The sequence below is a fragment of the Tsuneonella rigui genome, assembly GCF_003958625.1.
Lineage (GTDB): Bacteria > Pseudomonadota > Alphaproteobacteria > Sphingomonadales > Sphingomonadaceae > Tsuneonella > Tsuneonella rigui.
In genome coordinates, this window is record NZ_RSEL01000005.1 from 227089 (window position 1) to 249922 (window position 22834).

Here is a 22834-nt window from a genome sequence, read left to right on the forward strand (position 1 = left end):
TCCGCGCTTTGGGAAGGTCAGCCTGCCTTTTTGTCAGGTCATGTTGACATAGTCAGCGAATCGCGACATATGGTCAGCATAACCTGACACGGAGACACCTTCACATGACACCGGAAAAGCGCGCTCACATGATTATGATGGCGGCCTACTGCGGCACCATCGGCACGGCGCTGCTCGCCTTGTCGTTGGCACTCCACCTGCCCGACTTCGTACGCGGCGTCGGCCCCGGCCTACTGGTCGGCAGCATCTTCATCCTGCTCTGGCGCAGCTTGCGCGACGAATACTTTGAGGGGCTTTGGGCAGCCGGTGCATCATGGTCTTTCATTGCGATGATCGCATGGAGCACGCTGGTGCCGATGTACCTCGGCACCTTCGAAGGCGACCGCGCATCGACCTGGGTCCCCGACCTTTCCAGCAACTGGACGCTGATCGTCGCGCTCGGCGCGTTCTTCGCCGGCTTTCACGCCAAGCGGCTGCGGTGGGCGGCATGAACAACAAGCTCAAGGTCCTGCGCGCAATGCGCAACTGGAGCCAGGCCGAGCTCGCCGAGCGGCTGCTGGTCTCGCGCCAGGCGGTGAACGCGATCGAGACGGGCAAGCACGATCCCTCGTTGCCGCTCGCGTTCAAGCTGGCGCGCCTGTTCGAGATGCCGATCGAGGAGATCTTCGATGACCAAGCGCCGTGATCGTTTGGCGTGGACGGTGGCGCTCAGCCTGCTCGCTGGTGTCGCGCTTGTCGGCGGATTGATCGTAGAAGCTTGGCGCGACGACGCGCAGCCCGCGCCGTCGCCGAGGACGCAGTTTTTCTTGGTCGCCCTTGCTTGACCCGTCGGCGCGCCCCACACTCTTGGGCAACCCTTACTCTTTTCGAGATCGCCCGTTTTCATGTCCATTTTCCGCAAGCTTGCGCGGGGCCTCGGCGCCGCAGCCGCCCTCGCCTTCGCCGGTGCGTGCGCCACCACTCCGCCGCAGCCGGTCGCACCCGCAGTCCCCGGCCCGGCGCTGTGGAAAGTCGCGGACAAGGACACCACGATCTACCTGTTCGGCACCGTCCACGCGCTACCGAAGGATGTGCCGTGGATGCGTGGTGCGATCGGGCCGGCGCTGGCCGCCTCGGACACTCTGGTGACCGAGGTCGATCTCGCCGAGAAGGACCCGGCGGCGATGCAGCAGTCGCTGCTCAAGACCGCGTTCCTGCCGCAGGACGAGAACCTGCGCGGACTCCTCTCTGACGACCAGCGCGCCAAGTACGAGGCGGCGCTCAGCAAGCTCGGCATGCCGGTCGAAAGCTTCGACCGGTTCGAGCCGTGGTACGCCGCGCTGATGTTCGCGCTGATCCCGCTCGCCAAGGAGGGCATCGTCGGGGAGAACGGGGTCGAGAAGGCGCTCGATACCGCCGCGGGCGGCGCCAAGAAGCATGCCGCGCTGGAGACGGTCGATTACCAGCTGTCGATCTTCGACACCCTGCCGCGCGACGCGCAGATCGACTACATGATGCAGACGTTGGCGGGGAACGAGAACATCAAGGCCGTGCTCGATGCGATGGTGGCCGAGTGGCTCGAGGGCGATGCCGACAGCCTCGCCAGGCTGATGAACGACGACATGGCCGGCGACGAGGCGCTGATGGAGAAGCTGCTATGGCAGCGCAACCGCACTTGGGCGAACTGGGTCGAGAAGCGGCTCGACACGCCGGGCACGGTATTCGTCGCGGTCGGTGCCGGGCACCTCGCGGGCGCGAAGAGCGTGCAGGCCGATCTCGCCGCCAAGGGTATCAAAGTGAGCCGGGTGCAGTGATCCGCGTCGCGATCGGGCTGCTGGCGGCGCTCGCGCTGGCGGCATGCGGCAAGGCCGAGCGCACCGATCTCCCCGCCCCTTCCCCTGCGCTGTGGCAGGTGACGGCGCCCGACGGAAAGCCCGCTGGCTGGTTGTTCGGCACCATCCACGCGCTGCCCGAAGGCGCAAAGTGGCGCGACTCCGCCATCGAGAAGGCGATCGTCGATGCCGACCTGCTGGTGGTCGAGGCGAAGGATCTGGATGACAGCGGCAAGCTCTCGGCGATCTTCACCCGCCTGTCGCACAGCGCCGACATGCCGCCGCTGTCCGAGCGGGTTCCGGCCGCGATGCAGGGCCGCCTGCAGGCACTGCTCAAGAAGGGCGGCTACCGCGAGGCGGACTTCAAGGCGATCGAGACCTGGGCGGCGGCGATCATGCTCGCGCAGCTCGCCGACGATTCGATCGGCGAGAATGGCGTGGACCGGGCGTTGCTGCACGACTTCAGAGCTCGCCCGATCGAGGAGCTGGAGGGCGTCGAGGGCCAGTTCGCCATTTTCGACCGCCTGCCCGAGTCCGACCAGCGCGACCTCCTCGGCGCGGTGGTCGAGGAAGACACGATGGACGCCGATGACAGCGCCCGCCTCGCCAAGCTGTGGCTCAAGGGCGACATGGACGCGATCGCGCGTGAGGGCGACGACGGCATGCTCGCCGATCCCGAATTGAAGCAGGCGCTGTTGGTCGACCGCAACAAAGCGTGGGCGGACAAGCTGCTCGCGCTCCATGCGCAGGGCAAGCGCCCGCTGGTCGCGGTCGGCGCAGCACACCTCGCCCCGCCGGGCGGGTTGCCCGAACTCCTCGCAGCCAAGGGCTACAAGGTCGCCCGCGTCCGCTGAGCTTGCCTTTCGCGCCCGCCTCGGCTAACGGCCCGCGCTCCGGCGCCATGGTCATCCCTGGAGGCGTGGCGAGCCGGGTACTCTACCGCATTCGAAAGGCACTACGATGAGCGACGCTCTGACCCTGCCGGCCGAGGCGCGCGAGCGGGCTGGCAAGGGAGCCTCCCGTGTACTGCGTCGTGAAGGCCGTGTCCCCGCCGTGATCTACGGCGGCAAGGAAGAACCCACTCCGATCCACGTCGAGGCGAAGGAACTGGTTCGCCAGCTCGGCACCGGCCACTTCATGAACTCGATCGTGATGGTCGAAGTCGGTGGCAAGTCCGTGCGCACCCTGCCCAAGGACGTTGCGTTCGACCCCGTTACCGATCGCCCGATCCACGTAGACTTCCTGCGCCTCGCCAAGGACGCGAAGATCCACGTCGCCGTGCCGGTCCTGTTCATCAACGAAGAAGCCAGCCCCGGCCTCAAGAAGGGCGGCGTTCTCAACGTCGTGCGTCACGAGCTCGAGCTGGTCTGCGATTCGGACAAGATCCCCGACGACATCCAGATCGACGTCAGCGGCAAGGACGTCGGCGATTCGATCCACATCAGCGAAGTGACGCTGCCCGCCGGCAGCGAGAGCGCGATCACCGATCGCGACTTCACCATCGCCACTCTGGTTGCCCCGTCGGCGCTGAAGAAGGCCGAAGGCCACGAAGCGAACGAAGGCGAAGCTGCTGCCGAAGGCACCGAGGAAGCTGCCGGCGAGTAATCGCTCCGACTCTTCTCGAACCGAACACGCGAGCGCCGGTCCAGCAATGGGCCGGCGTTTCGCGTTTTATGCGGGCGGGAACGGGAGGCGGCGATGCAGAGGGTGATGGTGATCGGGTCTCCCGGTGCGGGCAAGTCCACGCTATCGCGCACGCTCGCGGACCTCACCGGCCTGCCGTTGTGCCATCTCGACGCCGAGTACTGGTTGCCGGGCTGGACCGAGCGCGAACCGGCGGAGTGGCTGGACAAGCTCGGCGGCATCGTTGCGGGCGAGCGGTGGATCATCGACGGCAATTATGGCGGCAGCCTCGCGGTGCGGATCGCGCGCGCCGATACCGTGATCCACCTCGATTACTCGACCCCGCGGTGCCTGTGGCGTGCGGCAAAGCGCATCGTCACCACGTTCGGAAAAGTGCGTGCGGACAGCGCCGCAGAGTGCCCCGAGCAGTTCGATCCCGCGTTCATCGCCTACATCGCGACCTTCCGCAGCCGGAAGCGCGCGAAGATCGTGCGCCTGCTCGATCGCTTCGATGGCAAGGTCATCCGTTTCACTCGACCGCGCGACGCCGAGCGCTGGCTTGGCGCGTTGGGCGCGCACGGCTAGGAGCGCGCGATGCAAATCTGGACAGGTCTCGGCAATCCCGGTCCGCAATACGCGATGCACCGACACAACGTCGGCTTCATGGCGGTCGACGTGATCGCGGAGATGCACGGGTTCGGTCCGGTGCAGAAGAAGTTCTCCGGCTGGGTGCAAGAGGGGCGCATCGGCACTGAAAAGGTGCTGCTACTCAAGCCCGCGACCTTCATGAACGAAAGCGGCCGCGCGGTGGCGGAGGCACTGCGGTTCTACAAGCTCGGGGTCGAGGCGCTGACGGTGCTGCACGACGAGCTCGACCTCGCCCCGTTCAAGGTCAAGGCGCGAGTCGGCGGCGGCCTCGCCGGGCATAACGGGCTGCGCAGTATCGACCAGCATCTGGGCCCCGACTTTCGCCGGGTGCGCATCGGTATCGGCCATCCGGGCCACAAGGACCGCGTCACCGGCCACGTACTCGGTAACTACGCCAAGGCGGAGATGGACGATCTCACCGACATGCTGGCAGCGATCGGCGCCGAGGCGGAGTGGCTCGCGAAGGGCGACGATGCGCGATTCATGAGCGAGGTCGTGCTGCGGCAACAGCAATAGCGCTTGCCTCTATGTAACCTGTAGGTTACATCACTCCCTTGTTCGAGGGGAGCACGTTCATGGACCATATCCAGTCGGCCGCGGTCAAGCTCGGCGTATCGGCTGCGCTCGCGACGTTCGCATACATCCGCCTGCGCAAGACCGAGAACCCCGGCGAGCGGTGGGGCTTGCAAGCGCCCTCGCACATGGCCGCCGGCCTGGCGATTGCCGCGATCTACCTCGCGTGGATGCTCGGCACCGATCTCGTCACGCACTGGCGCGGACCGTGGGATTTCACCCCGTGGATCGCCGCGCCCCTCGCCGCCTCGATCATGCGCGTGCTCGCGGTGTGCCTGTTCGGACCCGCCGCGGAGGAACTGGTGTTCCGCGGCTTCCTCTACGGCCTGCTCAAGGACCGCATCGGCATTCGACTGACCATCGCGATCACCGCGCTCGGTTGGGCGGTGCTCCACTTCGACTACAGCTGGTGGGTGATCGGCATTATCGTGGTCGACGGCGTGCTGCTCGGCCTCGCGCGATGGCGGACCGGATCGGTCTACCTGCCGATCGCGATGCACGCGCTCTACAACCTCTACGCGATCTGGTGAGCTAGAGGTTTACCGATCCGCCGGGCTTCAGCGTCCAGCCCAGCGCCTGCATGCAGCCGATGAAGAAATCGCGCCGGCTCTCTTCCTTGGCGACCATCGGCAGCAGTTCGTTGCAGCTGCGCTCGGCCTGCTTGAACGGCGTGCCCTGCCCGCCCGACCAGTCGGACGAATTGGTCGTCTCGCATCCGGCGAGGGCCAACAGAACGGCAATCGGCGCGACCCGGCGGAGCTTCATTTGGGCAGCATTACCGTCGCCAGGGTGAGGAAGATACCCATGCTCGCGACATCGCTCGCGGTGGTAAGGAAGATGCTGGAAGCGGTCGCCGGATCGGCGCCGAGCTTCTTGAGGGTCATCGGAATCAGCGCCCCGGCGATGCCGGCAACGGTGCAGGCGATGATCATGGCCAGGAACACCACCGCCGCGAAGGTGATAGGGCTCGCCTCCCCCTGCATGGTTGCATAGATGAACATGCCGATGCCCGCGGTGAGGCCGACGAGGCCGCCGTTGAGGAAGCCCAGCATGCCTTCCTTGCGGATCATGCCCGGCTCTGCTCCCGGCTTCACATCGCCCAGCGTCATCCCGCGCAGCGTCACCGCGAGCGCCTGACACCCGGTGTTGCCGGTCTGCCCCGCCATGACCGGCAGGAACACCGCAAGGATCACGAGCCGGCTGAGCGTATCTTCGAAGATGCCGACCACCGCCGCCGCGATGAACGCGGTCAGGAGGTTCACCTGAAGCCATGGATGCCGCAGCTTGAGCGAGCGCCCGAGCGAGGTGCCGAGCCGTTCTTCCTTGTCGACACCGACCATGGCGCCCGACTGGCCGGAGATTTCGATCGCGCGGTTGGCGAACAGGTCCGAACCGCGAACCAACCCGACGAGCCGCTCTTGCGCATCGACGATGGGATAGACCGGAAAATGCTTGTGCAGGGCCTGCTTGAGCGCCTCGCTGAGCGGCAGGTCCGACCGCAGTGCGAACGGCGTGCGCAGCATAAGCGATTCAAGGGTCGCGTCCGGCTGAGCGAGGAGCATCTCGCGCATGACGACGAGGCCTAACAGGCGCTCGCTGCCGTCTACAACATAGAGATAGGTGATGAAGGCCGTCTTGACCTGTTCGCGCAGCGCTTCGGTCGCTTCCTTCACCGTCACTTGCGGGCCGAACACGCCAACCGGCGGCGTCATCAAGTCGGCGAGGGTCTGCGGCTTGGCGACCGCCTCCGGGGTCTCAGCCTCCTTGGGCGGATCGATGAACTCCGACGGATCGGCGACGGCGGCGGCAGTGGACATTCGGGACCCCCCCAGAAAATGTTCGACTCGTGCGCACCCGTTCTGACTTTTCCAAAGGTTAGCCGACCCCGCGCGCCGGACAACCCGATTCACCAATTGCGCGTCAGCCGATCGGCATACCGGGCGGCACGGTGGGAAGGACTTGGCGGTCGGCCAGCGCCGCAGCGAGCGCCTCCCGGTCGGTCAGCAGTGCGGCAAGACCGCGGCGCCAATTGCCCTCGTCGCTCAGCGCCGCCGACATGCCGAGGTACTTCGCCCAATGCGCCAGGCGGCCGTCGATCTGTAGCGCAATGCTGCGCGACAATTCGGGCCGCCGCGCCGCTTTTGCGAGCGAGAGCGCGGTCATGGTGGCGATCCGCCGGCCGACGGCGCTCTCGATCGCGACCTTGTTGGCATTGTCGAGCAACCGTGTGGCGAGCGCATCGACCGAGGGGATCGCGGCGTCGGCCTCATGCTGCATCTCGAGCCGGTTGAGCCGCTGCGGATCGAGCAGGTTGTCGAGCACCTGCACTGCGCCGATCTCGGTCGCGCGCAGCGTGTCGAACACCGGCCCACCCGCGGTCGGCATGATCTCGATCTGCGTGGCGTAGTCGCCGTCGTCGCCCTCGCCGTACGACAGCAGCGGCTGGAGGCGCGCGGGTACGGTCAGCCCATCGACGGAAAGCGCGTTCATCAAAGCATCGAGGGCCGCGTTCTGCTGCGCGGCCGGGACGGTGGTCACCGGCACGTTGTCGCCGACTAGAGCACTAGGCGTAGCAACCCCGCCGAGCGACTTCGCGGCAGCCTCGACCTGATAGCGGTGCAGCAGCCAGATCGGCACGAACGCACGGCGCAGGCTCGCCATGTCCTGCCCGTCGGGCACGGCATTGGCATCGAACCGTGCGAGCGCCGCCTGCCGCGCCGCCATGACGCGGCCCAGCTCTGCGACGGGATCGGCCGCATCGTCCCACAGCGCGCCTTCCGGGTTGCCGGTCGAGATCGGGCGCGAATCGTTGTCCGACACGAACCGCAGCCCCTTGGCCTGCGCCTCCTGCGCAATATGGCGAGCCGCCTCGTCGGTCGGCGCGTAGAGATAGCGGACGGTGAACTTGTCCCACTCGCCGATGCCGGCGCCGTAGGCATCGCTGAGGTCGATCTTGCCGCCGGCCAGCCCGATGCGCGGCGCGGGGTAATCCATCACCGAATAGCGCCCCTGCGTGCTCGCCGCGAAATTGTGCTGAAAGCCGAGCGTGTGCCCGACCTCGTGGGCGCCGAGTTGGCGGATGCGCGCGAGCGCCGCCGCGACCGGATCGTTCGGATCGCCGCTATCGGTCAGGCCTGCCCCGACCAACGCCTGGAAGATCAGCACGTCCTGCCGCGCCCGGAGCGAATCGAGCATGACGCTGCCCTTGAGGATTTCGCCGGTGCGCGGGTCGTAGATGCTCGATCCGTACGCCCAGCCGCGGGTCGCGCGGTTGACCCAGTTGACCACGTTGTAGCGCATATCGAGCGGGTCCACGCCCGCCGGTAGTTCCTCCACGCGGAAAGCATCGATGTACCCGGCGTCGTCGAACGCCTGCGCCCACCAGCCAATGCCCTCGATCAGCGCCTGGCGGATTGCTGGCGGCGCGGCGGGATCGACGTAGTAGACGATCGGCTCCTTGACCCGCGAGCGGGCGGCGGTGGGATCGACCTTCTCCAGGCGGTGCCGCAGTGCCACCTTGCCGAGCATCGAGCGCCCCAGCGGCGCGCCGAAATCGTATTGCGGCAAGCTGATGATGTAGTCGTAGGGATCGTGCCGGACCGGCATCGGATCGGCCGGCAGCCGCACCAGCGAATGGCGCACCCACAGCGAAATGTCCGAGCCCGTCGGCGAGACATTGCGCAGCGACGCCGACGGCTTGTCCGAGGCGAAGCTGAGCAGCGCGGAGAACTCGACGTTGTCGGGGAAGCGGCGGATGCGCGAGGGATCGGCAACCGAGCGATTGGCGATCAGCGCGTAGCCGTCGCCCAACCCTTGCGCGAAGCCGAAGTGATCCATCGCCAGGAACGGCGCGAAGTCGAAGGTGAAGCTGCCGTCCTTGTTGGTCGCGGCGACGTCGCCCACCCAAAGCGTCGCGTTGGAAAAGCTGTTCGCGACCGACTGTTGCAGCGCGTCCGGTCCATTCGGCGCGACGAAAGTGGTGTTTTCCAGCTCCGCGATCACCTTGGCGCCCGCGCGGCGGAAGCGGATGATCCCGTTGCGCAAGGGCGCCCCGCGATCGACCCCGGTTGCCGAGGAGCCGATGCCGGTCTCGATCTGCGCGACGTAGAGATAGCGCGCGGCGATCCCGTCTTCGCCGGGCGCCGGCAGGGTGAGGACGATCTTGCCGTCTTCCTGGCTGGCGCTCACCGGCACCAGCGAGTCCTCGGCCAGCACCGGCGCGGAGATCGCCGCGGTCGCCAGCAGCGCCGCCAGAATCGTCTGCCTGATCATCATTCCCTCCCTTTCCATCTGCTTAGCGCGGAGGGAGGCGCTGTCATCTTCCTTTCGCGCGAGTTGGGGGCTAAGGGCCGCGGCCTGTCCCCCACCATCCGGAGTTACCGATGGGTTTCCGCTGCGGAATCGTCGGCCTGCCCAACGTCGGCAAGTCGACGCTGTTCAACGCCCTCACCGAAACGCAGGCCGCGCAGGCCGCGAACTATCCGTTCTGCACGATCGAGCCGAATGTCGGCCAGGTCTCGGTGCCGGACGAGCGTCTCGACAAGCTGGCGTCGATCGCCGGCAGCGCCAAGGTCATCCCGACCCAGCTCGGCTTCGTCGACATCGCGGGCCTGGTGAAGGGCGCGAGCAGGGGCGAAGGCCTCGGCAACCAGTTCCTCGGCAACATCCGCGAAGTGGATGCGATCGTGCACGTCCTCCGCTGCTTCGAGGACGACGACATCCAGCACGTCGCCAACAAGGTCGATCCGATCGCCGATGCCGAAGTGGTCGAGACCGAGCTGATGCTCGCCGACCTCGAAAGCCTCGAAAAGCGGGTCCCTGCCGCGCAGAAAAAGGCGACCGGGGGCGACAAGGAAGCCAAGGTCATGGCGAGCGTGCTCGGCCAGGCGCTCGATCTGCTGCGCGAAGGCAAGCCCGCGCGCCTGACCGAGCCCAACGGCGACGACGAAGCGCGGGTGTTCGAGCAGGCGCAGCTCTTGACCGCCAAGCCGGTGCTCTATGTCTGCAACGTCGCGGAGGACGAAGCGGCCGAAGGCAACGCGCTGTCGGCGCAGGTCTTCGCCAAGGCCCAGGCGGAGGGTGCGCAGGCGGTAGTGATCTCCGCGGCGATCGAGAGCGAGCTGGTCGCCATGCCGGCCGAGGAACGCGGTGAATATCTCGAGGCACTCGGCCTCACCGAGAGCGGTCTCAGCCGCGTTATCCGGGCGGGCTACACCCTGCTCGGCCTCAAGACCTTCTTCACTGCCGGCCCCAAGGAAGCGCGAGCGTGGACCTTCCCCTCGGGTGCCAAGGCGCCCCAAGCGGCGGGCGAAATCCACTCCGACTTCGAACGCGGCTTCATTCGCGCCGAGACGATCGCCTTTGACGACTACGTGGCGCTGGGCGGCGAAAGCGGCGCGCGCGAAGCCGGCAAGCTGCGCCAGGAGGGCAAGGAGTACCAGGTGCAGGACGGCGACGTGATGCTGTTCAAGTTCAACGTCTGAGGCACCAATCGCCGCTCCACCCGTTCCCTCGCGAAACGGGGAGAACGTAGATGGCGGTCGATAAATCGCAGGGCTTCATCACCTTGGTGCGGCTGGGGTACGCCGCGCGCGGAGTGGTCTACATTCTCCTCGGTTACCTCGCCCTCAGCACACAGGGTGAGGCGCGCGAAGGCGCCTCATCCGTGTTCGATTATCTGCAGGAAGTTCCCCTCGGCAGCGTCATCCTGTGGCTCGTTGCGCTCGGTCTGTTGGCCTACGCGGGCTTCAAGCTGGTCTCGGCGATCGGCGACATCCAGCATCGCGGGAGCAAGCCGAAGGGCGTGCTCAAGCGCATCGGTGACGGCGCCAGCGGTGTCGCGCACCTGTTCCTAGCCTATGCCGCGTATCAATTCGCGACCGGCGCTAAGCACGCGGCTGAAGGGGGACAGAGCCAGCAGATGGCGGGATCGGTGATGGACTGGAGCGTCGGCGGTTTCGTGCTCGGAGTCGTCGGGCTGGGCTTCCTCGTCGGCGCGTTCATGCAGGCCAAGAGCGCGGTGACCGCCGACTTCATGAAACACATCGATGGCCGGGCTCCCACCGGTGTCGAGGCTGTCGGCCGCGCCGGCAGCGCTGCGCGAGCGGTGGTGTTCGCGCTGATCGGCTGGTCGCTCGTGCAGTCGGCCTGGCTGTCGCAATCGGGCAAGGTCAAAGGCCTCGGCGAGGCCATTCTGGCCCTGCGGGACAATGGCGTGATCTACACGCTCGTTGCTGTCGGTCTGCTGTTGTTCGGCGTCTTCAGCCTGATCATGGCGCGGTACCGGGTGATCCCCGACATTCATCACGGCGATCTCAAGCCCAGGCTCTAGTCGAACGCAGCGAGGATCGGGCACGGCCCCGCCCCGCCCTTTGCGCAGTCCTTTGCCAGCTTGGCGAGCGCGGCGCGTGCTTCGGTCAGCTCAGCGATCTTCTCGTCCAGAGCCGCTATCCGTGCCCTCGCCATGTCGCGCGCGCGCGGGCGGTCGTCGGCGCGGTCGAGATCGATGAGCTCGGCGATCTCAGACAGAGTAAAGCCGGCAGTTTGCGCCTTGCGGATGTAGCGCAAGCGGCGGACGTCGTCGGCACCGTAGTGACGCCCGGCCGTAGCACTGCCTTGCGGTGCATCGAGCAGGCCTTTGCGTTGATAGAAGCGGACAGTCTCCACCCCGACACCGCCCTTTTTTGCGAGCTCTGAAATTCTGAGCGGATTCACCTCTTGACTCCGTACTATGGTACGGAACCTATATAATGGGCCATGAGCACGAACAAGACCGCGAGCCTGACCCGCATGGTCATGCCGAACCACACCTGCCCCTACGGCACCAAGTCCAAATGGCTGCTGGAGAAGCACGGCTACCGCGTGGAGGACCACTGGCTCACCACCCGCGAGGAAGCGGACGCCTACAAGCGTGAGCATGGAGTGGAAACCACGCCGCAGACTTTCATCGATGGAAAGCGCATCGGCGGCTACACCGATCTCCGCGCGTTCCTCGGCAAGCCGCTGCCTGCCGCTGGAGCGACCAGTTACACACCGGTGCTGGTGGTCTTTGCCGTTTCGGCACTACTTGCGCTGGCAGCCAGCTTCCACGCATTCGGCGCAGCGCTGACCGTGCAGGCCGGCGAATGGTTCATCGCCTTCGCCATGGTGATCCTCGCCATGCTCAAGCTGCAGGATGTCGAGAAGTTCTCCTCGATGTTCCTCGGCTACGACCTGCTGGCGCAGCGGTGGGTGCCCTACGCCTATGCTTACCCGTTCCTCGAAGCGGGTGCCGGCGTGCTGATGGCCGCGCACGCGCTCGACTGGCTGTCGATCCCCGTCGCGCTGTTCATCGGCACGATTGGCGCGGTCAGCGTGTTCTACGCGGTTTATGTGCAGAAGCGCGAGATCAAGTGCGCCTGCGTCGGCGGGTCGAGCAACGTGCCGCTCGGCTTCGTCTCACTCACCGAAAACCTCGCGATGATCGCCATGGCGGTCTGGATGCTAATCAACCTTTGAACCGGAAAATTTCCCGATGACCCGCTACCTTCTTGTTGGAACCGCACTGCTTGCCATCGCCGCGCCCGCCGCGGCGCAGCAGCACGATCATGGCGCAATGCAGATGCCGGCACCGACGCCTGGCCCGGCGCCCGCCGAGGAGAGCTGCACGATCACCCTCGAAGGCAAGGGCAGCATGGCGTGCAGCGCCTCGGCCAATCCGCCGCCTATGGATCATTCCAAGATGGACCACGGCATCATGGCGCACGGCGCCGTAGAGCCGATGGACCACTCGGCGATGAATTACGCCACGATGGCTCACGCCATGGGCGGCGAAGGCTCCGGCACAGCGCGTTTGCCGGCCAACGAAGTGATGAATCACGGCGCGCTGATCCCGCTGGGCGGCGATGCGAGCCTGATGCTCCACGGTTTCGTCTGGCCGGTCTACACCGATCAAAGCGGGCCGCGCGGCGACGACAAGTTCTACGTCCAGTCGATGGCGATGGCGACCGTCGGCGGCAGCTTCGACGGCGGTCGATGGATCGCGCGCACAATGCTCAGCGCCGAGCCTGCCATGCGACACGACGGCTACCCCAACCTGTTTGCGACCGGTGAGGTCGCTTACGGAGAGCCGCTGGTCGACCGGCAGCACCCGCATGATCTATTCATGGAATTGGCAGGCCGGATCGATCTCGATGTGGCGGACGGCACCAGCGTGTTTCTCTACGGTGGTCCGGTCGGCGAACCGGCGCTCGGGCCCAGCGCCTTCATGCACCGCGCCAGCGCGCGCTATAATCCCGAGGCGCCGATAACCCACCACTGGTTCGATTCCACCCACATCGTGTACGGCGTGGTCACTGGCGGCATCAGCGCGAAGAAGTGGCAGCTCGAGGCCAGCGCCTTCCGCGGCCGCGAGCCCGATGAATTCCGATGGAATATCGAGACTCCCAAGCTCGATTCGTGGAGCGTGCGCGCCAGCTTCGCGCCCTCGCCCGCGTGGCTGCTGCAGGCGAGCTATGGCCAGATCGATGAGCCCGAGAAGCTACATCCCGGCGAGGACGAGCACCGCACCACGGTTTCGGCGCACTACAACAACGGCCGTGGCCTTTCGGCAATGGCAGCGTTCAGCGCCAAGAACCGCGTGCCCGGCGATACGCTCACCGCCTGGCTCGGCGAGGTAAACTGGGACCTGACCGAGCACCACACGCTGTTTGGGCGGATCGAGAACGTGAAGAACGACGAGCTATTTCCCGATCACGCCGATCCGCTGCACGACCAGCCCTTCCGCGTGACCAAGTTCCAGGCGGGATACGCCTACCGCGTGCCGCTCGGCCCCGTGAACCTCGCGCTGGGCGGAACCGTGTCGGCGTTCGCCAAACCCAAGGCGCTCGATTTCGCTTACGGATCGAACCCGATGGGCTACACGCTGTTCGCGCGATTCAGTTTCGGCGATTGAGCCTGACAGGGAGAATGCACACCATGAGGAAGTATCTGATCGCCGGGCTCGCCCTGCTCACCGTTTCAGGCACCGCTTTCGCCGCCGACGCCGCCGATCCGAAGGAGAAGTGCTGCTGCTGCGAAAAGATGAAGGAGGACGGCAAGACCTGCTGTCCGGGCGAGGCCGAGGGCGATCACAAGGGCCACGACATGCATGGTATGCATGAGATGCCCACTCCGCCCGCGCCGCAGAAGTAAGCCTTTAGAATGCAGTACTTCGAGGACATCCCGGTCGGTGTGACCGCCAAGTTTGGTAACTATCCCGTCACCCGCGAAGAGGTGATGGAGTTCGCCGCCAAGTACGATCCGCAGCCATTCCATCTCGATGACGAGGCGGCGGCCGCGACTCACTTCGGGCGCCTATCCGCCAGTGGCTGGCACACCTGCGCGATGACCATGTCGATGCTGGTCGAAAACCTGAAGCAGAACCGGCAGGCCGGGCTCGGCTCGCCGGGTATCGACAACCTGCGCTGGTTGAAGCCGGTCTATCCCGGCGACACACTGCGGGTCGAAAGCACCGTATTGGAGAAGCGTCGCAGCCAGTCGCGGCCCGAGATGGGCATCTTCAAGTCGCAGCTAACGGTGTTCAACCAGAACGACGAGCCGGTGATGCAGATGGTCTCCAACGGGCTCGTCCAGGTCCGCGATCCGGACGCGCCCGTAGAGTAACCCTCACTTTTCGTCTGGGTATTTCCAGACGAACGGCTCGGTCGTCGTCGGGCGGGTCGGCAGGGCCTGCGTCGGCAGAGTGTCCTTGTCGTTCGCTGCCGCCAGCAGCACGCCCGCCATCACCGTCGCCGCCTGACGCAGGTCGTCGGGACGCAGGTGATCGAACGTGTCGATGTTGGTGTGGTGGAGGCGCGAGAAATAATCGAGCGGGTCCTGCACGAACTGATACCCCGGCAGGCCGACGCGCTGCATGTACACGTGGTCGGTTCCGCCGGTCGGTGAAGCGACTAGTGAAGCCGCGCCCATCGCGTCGAACGGCGTCAGCCACTTCTTGAGCAGCGAGTCTGCGCCCGCATCGCCTTCGGTGTGAATGCCGCGAATCTTGCCGCTGCCGTTGTCGAGATTGAAATAGGCCTTGAGCTGGCCGTATCCGGGCTTGGGCGTGATCGGCCACAGGTCGCTCCAGCGCGACAGCTCGGTCGGCTTGATCGCGTCCTCTCCCGCACGGCTGACGAGGTGCTGGCGGACGTACGCCAATGAGCCGAGCAGGCCCTGCTCCTCGCCCGACCACAGCGCGAAACGGATCGTGCGCTTGGGCCGCACCCCGAGTTGCTTGAGGATGCGCGCAGCCTCCAGCACGACGACCGTGCCGGCCCCGTTGTCCACCGCGCCATCGGCGGTCCACCAGCTATCGAAGTGCGCTCCGGCCATGACATAACCGGCCTTGGGATCGGCGCCGGGGATTTCGCCGATGATGTTGTAGGCAGTCGAACTATCGGTGACGAAGCGCGAGTCGAGCTGGACCGACAGCGTTGGCGCCGGTCCGGTCGCCGCGAGGCGCGCAAGGCGACGGTAGTCCTCGGCGGCGATCTCGATCCCCGGCAGCGAGGGCAGATCCTGGAAGGTGTAGCCCGAGCCGTGGACCAATTTCCCGTCGCGGTACGACATCTTGGCCCAGGCGACCGCGCCTTCTTCCTTCAGGAAACGGTCGAGATCGTTGGCGAACCGGCGCCGTTCGATTCCGCGGTCGATCGCATCGGGATCGTAGTTGGGCAGGCTGAACTTATCGAGCTTGGCAATCTCCGTCGTGTCGAGCCGCTCGAATGGAGGATCGGTCGGCTCGTCTCCGGTGCCAGGCTTGCTGACCAGGACGATCTTGCCGGCGAGCTTGCCGCGGTAAGCAGCGAAGTGCTCGACCTTGTCCATCGGCGCGACCACGACGGGCGCCTCGAGCGTGCCTTGGGTGCCGGGAGTCCATGCGATTGGGACCGCGGTGAGCGTGATCGGGCGCGGGGCGATCATGCGCACGCGGAAGTCATTCGCTTCCCACCCGGGGCCGAATTCGAACCCTTCCTTGTGGACGTTGGCGAGACCGATCTCGCCCATCTTGTCGACCGCCCAGCCCTCGGCCTTGCGCATATTGGGCGAGTTGGTGAGCCGCGGCCCGATCCGGTCGAGCAGGTCGTGCGCTGTCAGTTGGACCTGCGAGCGGTTCATGCCCTCATCGATGACGCGCGCGCTATCCCCTGCGTCCTGCGCGGCCGATGCCGCCGGAATGAGCGCAAGCGCCGCTGCGGCGAGAAGGCTCGCCTTGATCGGTCCAGTCATGAACGATGCTCCCCTGTTGGTTCTTTGTTGCCCTCAAGACCCGCACTGGGCCGTGCCGTCGCTCTGGAAGACGATCTGGTCGTGCTCGTTACGCAATTCGAACCGCGCGGGATAGTTGATCGTTTCGCTGCCCGATTGCGTGCCCTCTTCGCTCGCGAGGTCGAGCACGAAGGAATAGGTCCCGCCGGTGTACTTACCCTTGGCGCCCAGCGGTAGGTCGCCGCTGCCCGCGTCGGGCGCGAACGGGATTACCTTGCCCTCTATCTTCATGAAGCCGCGCTTCGGTTGCAGCAGGGCGACGGGCGCGATGCTGGTTCCGGGAGCGAAGCTGCAGCCGGCGCCGAACATGTCGTACTTCTCGATATCGGGCATGCCGATCCGCTCCGGCGTTACCGGCGTCGGCGGCGGGACTTGCGCGGCCTCCACGGCGGCGACATCTTGCTCATCCATCCGCGCCTGCTCGGCCGGCGACGGTTCGTCCTTCCCGCACGCCGCCAGCAGCAGCGCACACCCGGCGATCATTGCGACCCGCATCAGTGTCTCCCGAACAGTTTCTCGACGTCTTCCATGCGCAGCTTAACCCACGTGGGGCGTCCATGGTTGCATTGCCCCGAGCGCGGCGTGCGCTCCATCTCGCGCAGGAGGGCGTTCATCTCCGCGACCGATAGCGCCCGGCCAGCGCGGACCGAGCCATGGCAAGCCATCGTCGCCAAGATCAGGTCGAGCTTCTCGCCGAGCAGCAGGGTATCGCCGTTCTGCGCGATGTCGTCGGCGATGTCGGGTAGCAGCCTATTCGGGTCCGCGGTCGCGAGCGCATGCGGCAGGCTGCGCACGAGCATCGCCGATGGTCCGAAACGTTCGATTGCCAGTCCCATGGTCGCGAGCTTTTCGGCGGCGGCTTCGAGCCGGTCGCAGTCGGGTTCGTCGAGTTCGACCACCTCTGGAATGAGCAGCGCTTGCGGCCGAGCGGTAGCCTCCCCCGCCCCCGCCGCCCGCAGGCGTTCGAGCACCAGACGTTCGTGCGCCGCGTGCTGGTCGACGATGACCAGCCCGTCAGCGGATTCGGCGACGATGTAGGTGTTCGCAACCTGCCCGCGCGCGACACCGAGCGGGTACTCCTCGGCCTCTTCGGGCAGCGGCGCGGCGGCCTCGGCCCGACCGAGCGGCGCGGTCATGACCTCGCCCTCGGGCGCATGCCACGCGCGTACCGACTCCCGCACCGACGGAGCCGGAGCGCTCCAATCGCGTCCGTTGAAGATTGATCCGAGCGCGGCGGGCTCCGGCATCCACCGTCCCATCGCAGCCGCATCGGGCGCCTGGGCGCTGCGCCGATCGCCGGCGCTCAACGACTGACGCAGGCCAGAGACGATGAACCCGCGCACCGCCGCGGGATCGCGAAATCGGACCTCGGTTTTGGCGGGATGCACGTTCACATCGACCTCTTCCGGCGGAAGGTCGAGGAACAGCGCCAGCACCGCGTGCCGGTCGCGCGCGAGCATGTCGGCGTAAGCGCCGCGCACCGCGCCCACGAGCAATCGGTCTTTCACCGGCCGGCCATTCACGAACAGGTATTGATGGTCCGCCACGCCGCGGTTGTAGGTCGGCAGGCCGGCGATACCCGACAGCCGCAATCCACCACGCTCAAGCGCGATCTCGACTCCGTTGTCCTTGAGTTCGCGCGCGACGATCTGCGCGACCCGGTCGGTCAGCTCCTGCTCCGGCTGCAAGGCGAGGATACGCCGCCCACCGTGATCGAGCGTGAAGCCCACTTCGGGGCGCGCCATCGCGAGCCGCTTAACGACGTCGAGACACGCCGCATATTCGCTCCGTGCCGAGCGCAGGAACTTGCGCCGTGCCGGCACCTTGCCGAACAATTGCTCGACCCGCACCCGCGTCCCCGGAGGCAGCGCGGCGGGACCTTCTTCGACGACGACGCCGTGATCGACGACCCGGCGCCACCCCTGCTCGGCACCAAGCGGCCGGCTCTCGAGCGTGAAGCGCGCAACGCTCGCAATGCTTGGCAAAGCCTCGCCGCGAAAGCCCAGCGTTGCAACCAGCTCGATGCTCTCGTCGGGCAACTTCGAGGTCGCATGCCGCTCCAGCGCCAGCGCCATTTCCGCTGGCGACATCCCGCACCCGTCGTCGGTCACCTCGATCCGGTCGAGCCCGCCTTCCTCCAGCACGATGGCGATACGCGTTGCGCCGGCGTCGACCGCGTTCTCGACCAGTTCCTTGAGCGCCGCCGCCGGCCGCTCAACCACCTCGCCTGCGGCGATGCGGTTGACCAAGGTCTCAGGCAGGCGGCGGATTTCGGCCATCAGCCGGGCCTAGCGACCAACGGGCGCAAATTCGAGCCGGTTTGAGGAGTTTGCCGGGGACTATGGTGCAACTTTTTTTAGCCTTTTCGGGCACCATTCAGTAAGGGGCGCACATCCCCCGTCACCCCCGGGTCGTACCGTTGCATCCCGCGGCGGCAAGGGCCTGAAATTCATACGGAACACGGCATACCCATGGGTTTCTTCTCGAATCTCCTGAAATTCGGCTCGCAGAACATGGCGATCGACCTCGGCACCGCGAACACGCTGGTCTATGTCGAAGGTCAGGGCATCATCCTCAATGAACCCTCGGTCGTCGCCATCGAAACGATCAACGGCATCAAGCGGGTCAAGGCGGTCGGTGAAGACGCCAAGATGATGATGGGCAAGACACCCGACAGCATCGAGGCGATCCGCCCGCTGCGTGACGGCGTCATCGCCGACATCGAGATTGCCGAGGAGATGATCAAGCACTTCATCCGCAAGGTGCACGGCAAGAAGAGCCTGCTGCGCTATCCGGAAATCGTGATCTGCGTGCCCAGCGGCTCGACTTCGGTCGAGCGCCGCGCGATCCGCGACGCCGCCTCGAACGCCGGCGCCAGCCAGGTGTACCTGATCCTCGAGCCGATGGCCGCTGCGATCGGCGCCGACATGCCCGTGACCGAGCCGGTCGGCTCGATGGTGGTCGACATCGGCGGCGGCACGACCGAGGTCGCGGTGCTTTCGCTGCGCGGTCTCGCCTACACCACTTCGGTTCGCACCGGCGGCGACAAGATGGACGAGGCGATCGTCAGCTACGTCCGCCGACACCACAACCTGCTGATCGGCGAAGCGACCGCCGAGCGGATCAAGAAGGATTACGGCATCGCCCGCCCGCCCGAAGACGGCATCGGCGAGACGATCACCATCAAGGGCCGCGACCTCGTCAACGGCGTGCCCAAGGAAATCACCATCAACCAGGGCCACATCGCGGAAGCGTTGGCAGAACCGATCGGTGCGATCGTCGAAGGCGTGCGCATCGCGCTCGAAAACACCGCGCCTGAACTGGCGGCGGACATCGTCGACCAGGGCATCGTGCTCACCGGCGGCGGCGCGCTGATCAGCGGGCTTGACGATCACCTGCGCGAAGAGACCGGCCTGCCCGTCTCGATCGCGGAAGATCCGCTGAGCTGTGTCGCGCTCGGCACCGGCCGCGCGATGGAAGATCCGATCTATCGCGGCGTTTTGATGACCGCCTGAGGGTACGACTAAGATGGCGCCGACCTCGGCACGGCGCTCCGGGCATTCGCGCAGGGCGCAATATGGACTGTTCACCGGCTACGTCCTCGCCGCGATCGGCGCGGCAGTGGGTGCGATATTGCTCGGCGTATCCCTGTGGCGGCCGAGCTCATTCAACGGACTGCGGGGCGCTGCGGCGGATACCGTAGCGCCGGTAGGCGAAGCGAGCGCCGCCGGCCGCGCTGGCGGCCAGGGCCTATTCGACAGCATTGCCGGATACCTTGCGGCCGGCAGCCAGAACGCCAAGCTGAAGCAGGAAGTCGAGCTCGCCCGCATCCGGCTCAAGGAAGCCGAGGCGGTCAAGACCGAGAATGCGCGCCTGAAGGCGCTGCTCGGCTTCAGCGAGAGCGAGACCAAGCCCGTCACGGTCGCTCGCCTGATCGGCTCGAGCGCCGCGAGCACGCGCCGCTTCGCGTACCTCAGCGCGGGCAAGAACCAGGGCGTCGGTATCGGCATGCCGGTGCGCAGCCCGCGCGGTATCGTCGGCCGGGTGCTGGAAGTGGGCGCCAACAGTTCGCGCGTTCTGCTGCTAGCCGATAGCGAGAGCGTGATTCCCGTGCGCCGTTCGAAGGACGAGGTGGTCGCTTTCGCCGAGGGCCGCGGGGATGGCCGCCTGCGCATCCGGCTGATCAATCTCGGCATAAATCCGCTCAAGAAGGGCGACGTGTTCGTTACCAGCGGCGCGGGCGGGTATTACCATCCGGGTATCGCGGTCGGCATCCTGCAGGAAGTCACCGGCGACGGCGGCATTGCGGCGGTCATCAGCGATCCGGCGGCCACCGACTATGTCGCGGTCGAACCGATCTGGCAGCCCGAGGCGATCAAGGCCGCCCAGACCCCGGTCGAAAAGGCGATCGAGGAATGACCGGCCAGCTGTCCTCGCGCGCGCGGCGGGATCGCTACGGCAGCAAGATCAACCGGACCCACTCGCCGGTGCTGGCCTACGCGGTGCCGTGGGTCTCGGTGATGCTCGGCTCGCTCATTCCGCAATTGCCGATCGCCAGCGCCGTGCCGCTGATGCCGCCGCTCGGCTACCTCATGCTGCTGTCTTGGCGGCTGGTGCGCCCGGGGCTGCTACCGGTGTGGGCGGGCTTCCCGCTCGGCCTGTTCGATGACCTGTTCAGCGGCCAGCCATTGGGCTGTGCCATGCTGCTGTGGTCAGCGACGATGATCGGGATCGAGCTTGTCGAGACGCGCTTCCCTTGGCGGGGCTTCTTTCAGGACTGGATCGTCGCGAGCGTGATTGTGACCTGGTATCTCGTGCTGGCGGCGATGTTCTCGGGCGCCTCCGTTTCGGCGGGCGTATTTCTGGTGCTCATCCCGCAACTGGTGCTTTCGGTCGCCCTCATCCCCCTCCTCTCGCGGTTTGTTGCCGGCCTTGACCGGTTCCGCCTGACCCGGGTGAGGTCGCTGGGATGAAATTTCGCCGGCGCCGCCGTATCCGTCAAATCGTCAGTCCTGCCACGCTCTCGCACACGTTCGAGCGACGCTCGTTCGTCATCGGCGCCGTGCAAGGTGGAATGGGGGTGTTGCTGGCGGGCCGACTTGCCTACCTGTCGATCTTCGAGAACGAGAAGTACCGGACCCAGTCGGAAAGCAATCGGGTAAACCTGTCGCTGATCCCCCCGCGGCGCGGATGGATCCTCGACCGTCATGGCGCCCCGCTGGCGAGCAACAAGGCTGCCTTCCGGGTCGACGTGATCCCCGAGCGGCTGCACGACGTCGACGCCACTATCGCCGTGCTGGCGCCGATCGTCGGCCTCGACCAAGCCGAGGTGCAAGACCTCAAGGAACGGATCGATGACGCGAGGGGCTTTCAACCGGTCGAGGTTGCCAGCCGGCTGACCTATGATCAGTTCGCGGCGCTCAGTGTACGCCTGCCCGAGCTGCCTGGTGTCGTGCCCCAACGCGGGTTTAGCCGCTATTACCCGACCGGCCCCTCGATCGCCCACCTCATCGGGTACGTCGGCCCTGCCTCGGCCGAGGAATACGAGAAGGATCACAACCCGCTGCTGATCACTCCGGGCTATAAGGTCGGCAAGGACGGGTTGGAGAAATACTTCGAGCCACGTCTCCGCGGTAAGCCCGGCGCACGGCGGGTCGAGGTGACTGCAGGCGGCCGGATTGTGCGCGATCTCGGCACGCGGTCCGATGTTCAGGGCCTGCCGATCAAGCTGACGATCGACGGCCCGCTGCAGGATTACGCAGCTCGCCGCATCGGGCTGGAGTCGGCTTCAGTCGTGGTGATCGATTGTTTGACGGGCGCAATTCTAGCGCTGGTCTCGATGCCTGCGTTCGACCCCAACAGCTTCGTCGGCGGGATCGGGCGACTGGAGTGGAAGCTGCTCAACGAGGATGACCATATCCCCTTGCTCAACAAGGCGATGCGCGGCCTTTATCCTCCAGGCTCCACCATGAAGCCGATGGCGACCCTGGCGCTACAACTTGCCGGGGTGTCTCCAACGGAGCGGGTGCCCTGCCCTGGCGGTTACCGGCTCGGCAGCCGCTTCTTCCGCTGCGATGCGGTGCACGGCTCAGTCGATATGCCGCAGGCGATCGAGCACAGCTGCAACACCTACTTCTGGAGCATGTCGCACCGGATCGGGTACGACAAGATTGCGCCGGTTGCGAAGATGCTCGGCCTGGGCATCGAGTTCGATCTGCCCGGTACCAACCAGCGCTACGGCACTGTCCCGGACTCGGCGTGGAAGATGCGCCGTTACAAGCAGGAATGGACGGCTGCAGACAGCCTCAACGCTTCGATCGGTCAGGGGTATGTTTCGGTCAATCCGCTCCAGCTTGCCGTGATGACCGCCCGAGTTGCGACCGGGAGAAACTTGCAGCCCTCTCTGATGTTCGGCCACAAGCCCAAGCTCGGCCCCGCGCTCCCCTTCACGCCGGAGCAATTGGCGGTGACGCACAAGGGCATGTTCGATGTGGTCAACGGCTCCGGCACCGGCGGCGGCAGCCGGATCGACATTGGCGGAATCAAGATGGCCGGCAAGACCGGCACCGCGCAGGTCCGCAAGCTGATCAGCCGCGGTCACGTTAGCGAGTGGAAGGCGCGCGACCACTCGCTGTTCATCTGCTACGCGCCGACCGACGCACCGCGCTACGCAATGTCGGTGGTGGTCGAGCACGGCGGCTTCGGGGCGAGCGCCGCGGCGCCGATCGCCAAGGACGTGATGACCTACCTGTTCGATCCCGCCACGGCGCTCAAGACCCTGCAGGCGAAGGAAGCCGAGTGGGGCGGCAACGCGATCGAGCGGATGTCGCGCCGCTATGGCAACTACGACATCGCCACCCCGGGGGTCGTGTGAGTTCGATCGTTCCCAT

At 66.1% G+C, this 22834-nt stretch carries 26 protein-coding genes; 19 read left to right on the forward strand and 7 right to left on the reverse strand.

Going from position 1 to position 22834, the window contains the following annotated elements; all coding sequences use genetic code 11:
- Window positions 1–104: 104 nt before the first annotated feature.
- From ELY12_RS01815 to ELY12_RS01850, 9 genes are all read left to right on the forward strand, one after another.
- Window positions 105–491 (forward strand): hypothetical protein, encoded by a 387-nt coding sequence (locus ELY12_RS01815; protein WP_126174992.1) that lies wholly within the window; start codon window positions 105–107, stop codon window positions 489–491.
- Window positions 488–685 carry a helix-turn-helix transcriptional regulator gene (locus tag ELY12_RS01820; protein WP_126174993.1) on the forward strand — a complete coding sequence of 66 codons (198 nt, stop codon included), beginning with the start codon at window positions 488–490 and terminating at the stop codon, window positions 683–685. Before ELY12_RS01815 ends, ELY12_RS01820 begins: the two co-directional genes overlap by 4 nt.
- Window positions 669–824 carry a hypothetical protein gene (locus ELY12_RS14210; protein ID WP_164549374.1) on the forward strand — a complete coding sequence of 52 codons (156 nt, stop codon included), beginning with the start codon at window positions 669–671 and terminating at the stop codon, window positions 822–824. The genes ELY12_RS01820 and ELY12_RS14210 overlap by 17 nt, the downstream gene beginning before the upstream one ends.
- 60 nt (window positions 825–884) lie before the next feature.
- Entirely contained in the window at window positions 885–1793 is a 909-nt protein-coding gene (locus tag ELY12_RS01825) for a TraB/GumN family protein (RefSeq protein WP_126174994.1), read from the forward strand.
- The gene (locus ELY12_RS01830) at window positions 1790–2665 is read left to right on the forward strand and encodes a TraB/GumN family protein (protein WP_164549375.1); all 876 of its coding nucleotides are present in this window, start codon (window positions 1790–1792) and stop codon (window positions 2663–2665) included. Before ELY12_RS01825 ends, ELY12_RS01830 begins: the two co-directional genes overlap by 4 nt.
- Window positions 2666–2771: 106 nt before the next feature.
- Window positions 2772–3416 (forward strand): 50S ribosomal protein L25/general stress protein Ctc, encoded by a 645-nt coding sequence (locus ELY12_RS01835; RefSeq protein ID WP_126174996.1) that lies wholly within the window; start codon window positions 2772–2774, stop codon window positions 3414–3416.
- 93 nt (window positions 3417–3509) lie between these two features.
- Entirely contained in the window at window positions 3510–4019 is a 510-nt protein-coding gene (locus tag ELY12_RS01840; protein WP_126174997.1) for a P-loop NTPase family protein, read from the forward strand.
- Between the two features lie 9 nt (window positions 4020–4028).
- Window positions 4029–4598, forward strand: coding sequence for an aminoacyl-tRNA hydrolase (gene pth, locus ELY12_RS01845; RefSeq protein ID WP_126174998.1), 570 nt, complete (start codon window positions 4029–4031; stop codon window positions 4596–4598).
- A gap of 59 nt (window positions 4599–4657) precedes the next feature.
- Window positions 4658–5185, forward strand: a complete 528-nt coding sequence (locus ELY12_RS01850; RefSeq protein ID WP_126174999.1) for a CPBP family intramembrane glutamic endopeptidase — start codon at window positions 4658–4660, stop codon at window positions 5183–5185.
- A gap of 1 nt (window position 5186) precedes the next feature.
- On the opposite strand, the gene ELY12_RS01855 is transcribed toward ELY12_RS01850, so the two are convergent.
- From ELY12_RS01855 to ELY12_RS01865, 3 genes are all read right to left on the reverse strand, one after another.
- Window positions 5187–5420, reverse strand: a complete 234-nt coding sequence (locus ELY12_RS01855) for a hypothetical protein (RefSeq protein WP_126175000.1) — start codon at window positions 5418–5420, stop codon at window positions 5187–5189.
- Complete coding sequence (locus ELY12_RS01860; protein WP_126175001.1) at window positions 5417–6472, reverse strand: magnesium transporter; 1056 nt, start codon at window positions 6470–6472, stop codon at window positions 5417–5419. The genes ELY12_RS01855 and ELY12_RS01860 overlap by 4 nt, the downstream gene beginning before the upstream one ends.
- A 103-nt stretch (window positions 6473–6575) precedes the next feature.
- On the reverse strand, window positions 6576–8927 hold the full coding sequence (locus ELY12_RS01865) for a zinc-dependent metalloprotease (RefSeq protein ID WP_241229680.1): 2352 nt from the start codon (window positions 8925–8927) through the stop codon (window positions 6576–6578).
- A gap of 110 nt (window positions 8928–9037) precedes the next feature.
- Here ELY12_RS01865 and ychF point away from each other — a divergent pair, with 110 nt between their 5' ends.
- A complete protein-coding gene (ychF, locus tag ELY12_RS01870) occupies window positions 9038–10138 on the forward strand; it encodes a redox-regulated ATPase YchF (RefSeq protein ID WP_126175002.1) in 1101 nt (366 codons plus the stop codon).
- A gap of 50 nt (window positions 10139–10188) precedes the next feature.
- Window positions 10189–10986, forward strand: coding sequence for a DUF1206 domain-containing protein (locus tag ELY12_RS01875; RefSeq protein ID WP_126175003.1), 798 nt, complete (start codon window positions 10189–10191; stop codon window positions 10984–10986).
- On the opposite strand, the gene ELY12_RS01880 is transcribed toward ELY12_RS01875, so the two are convergent.
- Window positions 10983–11369 (reverse strand): MerR family transcriptional regulator, encoded by a 387-nt coding sequence (locus tag ELY12_RS01880; RefSeq protein WP_126175004.1) that lies wholly within the window; start codon window positions 11367–11369, stop codon window positions 10983–10985. The two genes, ELY12_RS01875 and ELY12_RS01880, sit on opposite strands and share 4 nt — an antisense overlap.
- Before the next feature lie 42 nt (window positions 11370–11411).
- Here ELY12_RS01880 and ELY12_RS01885 point away from each other — a divergent pair, with 42 nt between their 5' ends.
- From ELY12_RS01885 to ELY12_RS01900, 4 genes are read left to right on the forward strand one after another with little or no spacing between them, the layout of a single operon-like run.
- The gene (locus tag ELY12_RS01885; protein ID WP_241229681.1) at window positions 11412–12152 is read left to right on the forward strand and encodes a glutaredoxin family protein; all 741 of its coding nucleotides are present in this window, start codon (window positions 11412–11414) and stop codon (window positions 12150–12152) included.
- Between the two features lie 16 nt (window positions 12153–12168).
- Window positions 12169–13587 (forward strand): hypothetical protein, encoded by a 1419-nt coding sequence (locus ELY12_RS01890; protein ID WP_126175005.1) that lies wholly within the window; start codon window positions 12169–12171, stop codon window positions 13585–13587.
- Between the two features lie 23 nt (window positions 13588–13610).
- Window positions 13611–13826 (forward strand): hypothetical protein, encoded by a 216-nt coding sequence (locus ELY12_RS01895; protein ID WP_126175006.1) that lies wholly within the window; start codon window positions 13611–13613, stop codon window positions 13824–13826.
- Window positions 13827–13835: 9 nt separating this feature from the next.
- Window positions 13836–14297, forward strand: a complete 462-nt coding sequence (locus tag ELY12_RS01900) for a MaoC family dehydratase (RefSeq protein WP_126175007.1) — start codon at window positions 13836–13838, stop codon at window positions 14295–14297.
- 3 nt (window positions 14298–14300) lie between these two features.
- On the opposite strand, the gene ELY12_RS01905 is transcribed toward ELY12_RS01900, so the two are convergent.
- The 3 genes from ELY12_RS01905 to mutL are packed head-to-tail and all read right to left on the reverse strand — an operon-like array spanning window position 14301 to window position 18223.
- Window positions 14301–15905, reverse strand: a complete 1605-nt coding sequence (locus ELY12_RS01905) for a M20/M25/M40 family metallo-hydrolase (protein WP_126175008.1) — start codon at window positions 15903–15905, stop codon at window positions 14301–14303.
- Between the two features lie 33 nt (window positions 15906–15938).
- Complete coding sequence (locus ELY12_RS01910) at window positions 15939–16439, reverse strand: hypothetical protein (RefSeq protein WP_126175009.1); 501 nt, start codon at window positions 16437–16439, stop codon at window positions 15939–15941.
- On the reverse strand, window positions 16439–18223 hold the full coding sequence (gene mutL, locus ELY12_RS01915; protein WP_126175010.1) for a DNA mismatch repair endonuclease MutL: 1785 nt from the start codon (window positions 18221–18223) through the stop codon (window positions 16439–16441). Before mutL ends, ELY12_RS01910 begins: the two co-directional genes overlap by 1 nt.
- Window positions 18224–18415: 192 nt before the next feature.
- Here mutL and ELY12_RS01920 point away from each other — a divergent pair, with 192 nt between their 5' ends.
- From ELY12_RS01920 to mrdA, 4 genes are read left to right on the forward strand one after another with little or no spacing between them, the layout of a single operon-like run.
- Window positions 18416–19459 (forward strand): rod shape-determining protein, encoded by a 1044-nt coding sequence (locus ELY12_RS01920; protein WP_126175011.1) that lies wholly within the window; start codon window positions 18416–18418, stop codon window positions 19457–19459.
- 13 nt (window positions 19460–19472) lie between these two features.
- Window positions 19473–20363: a rod shape-determining protein MreC gene (mreC, locus tag ELY12_RS01925; RefSeq protein WP_126175012.1), complete on the forward strand. Its 891-nt coding sequence runs from the start codon at window positions 19473–19475 to the stop codon at window positions 20361–20363.
- A complete protein-coding gene (mreD, locus tag ELY12_RS01930) occupies window positions 20360–20917 on the forward strand; it encodes a rod shape-determining protein MreD (protein WP_126175013.1) in 558 nt (185 codons plus the stop codon). Before mreC ends, mreD begins: the two co-directional genes overlap by 4 nt.
- Window positions 20914–22818, forward strand: a complete 1905-nt coding sequence (mrdA, locus tag ELY12_RS01935) for a penicillin-binding protein 2 (RefSeq protein WP_126175014.1) — start codon at window positions 20914–20916, stop codon at window positions 22816–22818. The genes mreD and mrdA overlap by 4 nt, the downstream gene beginning before the upstream one ends.
- Window positions 22819–22834 lie beyond the last annotated feature (16 nt).

Bases quoted from the DNA above. Each gene is read 5' to 3' on its own strand.
- mreC (WP_126175012.1), top strand. From the start codon at position 19,473: ATGGCGCCGACCTCGGCACGGCGCTCCGGGCATTCGCGCAGGGCGCAA.
- ELY12_RS01890 (WP_126175005.1), top strand. From the start codon at position 12,169: ATGACCCGCTACCTTCTTGTTGGAACCGCACTGCTTGCCATCGCCGCG.
- ychF (WP_126175002.1), top strand. From the start codon at position 9,038: ATGGGTTTCCGCTGCGGAATCGTCGGCCTGCCCAACGTCGGCAAGTCG.
- ELY12_RS01895 (WP_126175006.1), top strand. From the start codon at position 13,611: ATGAGGAAGTATCTGATCGCCGGGCTCGCCCTGCTCACCGTTTCAGGC.
- ELY12_RS01860 (WP_126175001.1), bottom strand. From the start codon at position 6,472: ATGTCCACTGCCGCCGCCGTCGCCGATCCGTCGGAGTTCATCGATCCG.
- mreD (WP_126175013.1), top strand. From the start codon at position 20,360: ATGACCGGCCAGCTGTCCTCGCGCGCGCGGCGGGATCGCTACGGCAGC.
- ELY12_RS01820 (WP_126174993.1), top strand. From the start codon at position 488: ATGAACAACAAGCTCAAGGTCCTGCGCGCAATGCGCAACTGGAGCCAG.
- ELY12_RS01825 (WP_126174994.1), top strand. From the start codon at position 885: ATGTCCATTTTCCGCAAGCTTGCGCGGGGCCTCGGCGCCGCAGCCGCC.
- ELY12_RS14210 (WP_164549374.1), top strand. From the start codon at position 669: ATGACCAAGCGCCGTGATCGTTTGGCGTGGACGGTGGCGCTCAGCCTG.
- ELY12_RS01885 (WP_241229681.1), top strand. From the start codon at position 11,412: ATGAGCACGAACAAGACCGCGAGCCTGACCCGCATGGTCATGCCGAAC.
- pth (WP_126174998.1), top strand. From the start codon at position 4,029: ATGCAAATCTGGACAGGTCTCGGCAATCCCGGTCCGCAATACGCGATG.
- ELY12_RS01855 (WP_126175000.1), bottom strand. From the start codon at position 5,420: ATGAAGCTCCGCCGGGTCGCGCCGATTGCCGTTCTGTTGGCCCTCGCC.
- ELY12_RS01875 (WP_126175003.1), top strand. From the start codon at position 10,189: ATGGCGGTCGATAAATCGCAGGGCTTCATCACCTTGGTGCGGCTGGGG.
- ELY12_RS01840 (WP_126174997.1), top strand. From the start codon at position 3,510: ATGCAGAGGGTGATGGTGATCGGGTCTCCCGGTGCGGGCAAGTCCACG.
- ELY12_RS01900 (WP_126175007.1), top strand. From the start codon at position 13,836: ATGCAGTACTTCGAGGACATCCCGGTCGGTGTGACCGCCAAGTTTGGT.
- mutL (WP_126175010.1), bottom strand. From the start codon at position 18,223: ATGGCCGAAATCCGCCGCCTGCCTGAGACCTTGGTCAACCGCATCGCC.
- ELY12_RS01850 (WP_126174999.1), top strand. From the start codon at position 4,658: ATGGACCATATCCAGTCGGCCGCGGTCAAGCTCGGCGTATCGGCTGCG.
- ELY12_RS01905 (WP_126175008.1), bottom strand. From the start codon at position 15,905: ATGACTGGACCGATCAAGGCGAGCCTTCTCGCCGCAGCGGCGCTTGCG.
- ELY12_RS01910 (WP_126175009.1), bottom strand. From the start codon at position 16,439: ATGCGGGTCGCAATGATCGCCGGGTGTGCGCTGCTGCTGGCGGCGTGC.
- ELY12_RS01815 (WP_126174992.1), top strand. From the start codon at position 105: ATGACACCGGAAAAGCGCGCTCACATGATTATGATGGCGGCCTACTGC.
- mrdA (WP_126175014.1), top strand. From the start codon at position 20,914: ATGAAATTTCGCCGGCGCCGCCGTATCCGTCAAATCGTCAGTCCTGCC.
- ELY12_RS01865 (WP_241229680.1), bottom strand. From the start codon at position 8,927: ATGATCAGGCAGACGATTCTGGCGGCGCTGCTGGCGACCGCGGCGATC.
- ELY12_RS01920 (WP_126175011.1), top strand. From the start codon at position 18,416: ATGGGTTTCTTCTCGAATCTCCTGAAATTCGGCTCGCAGAACATGGCG.
- ELY12_RS01835 (WP_126174996.1), top strand. From the start codon at position 2,772: ATGAGCGACGCTCTGACCCTGCCGGCCGAGGCGCGCGAGCGGGCTGGC.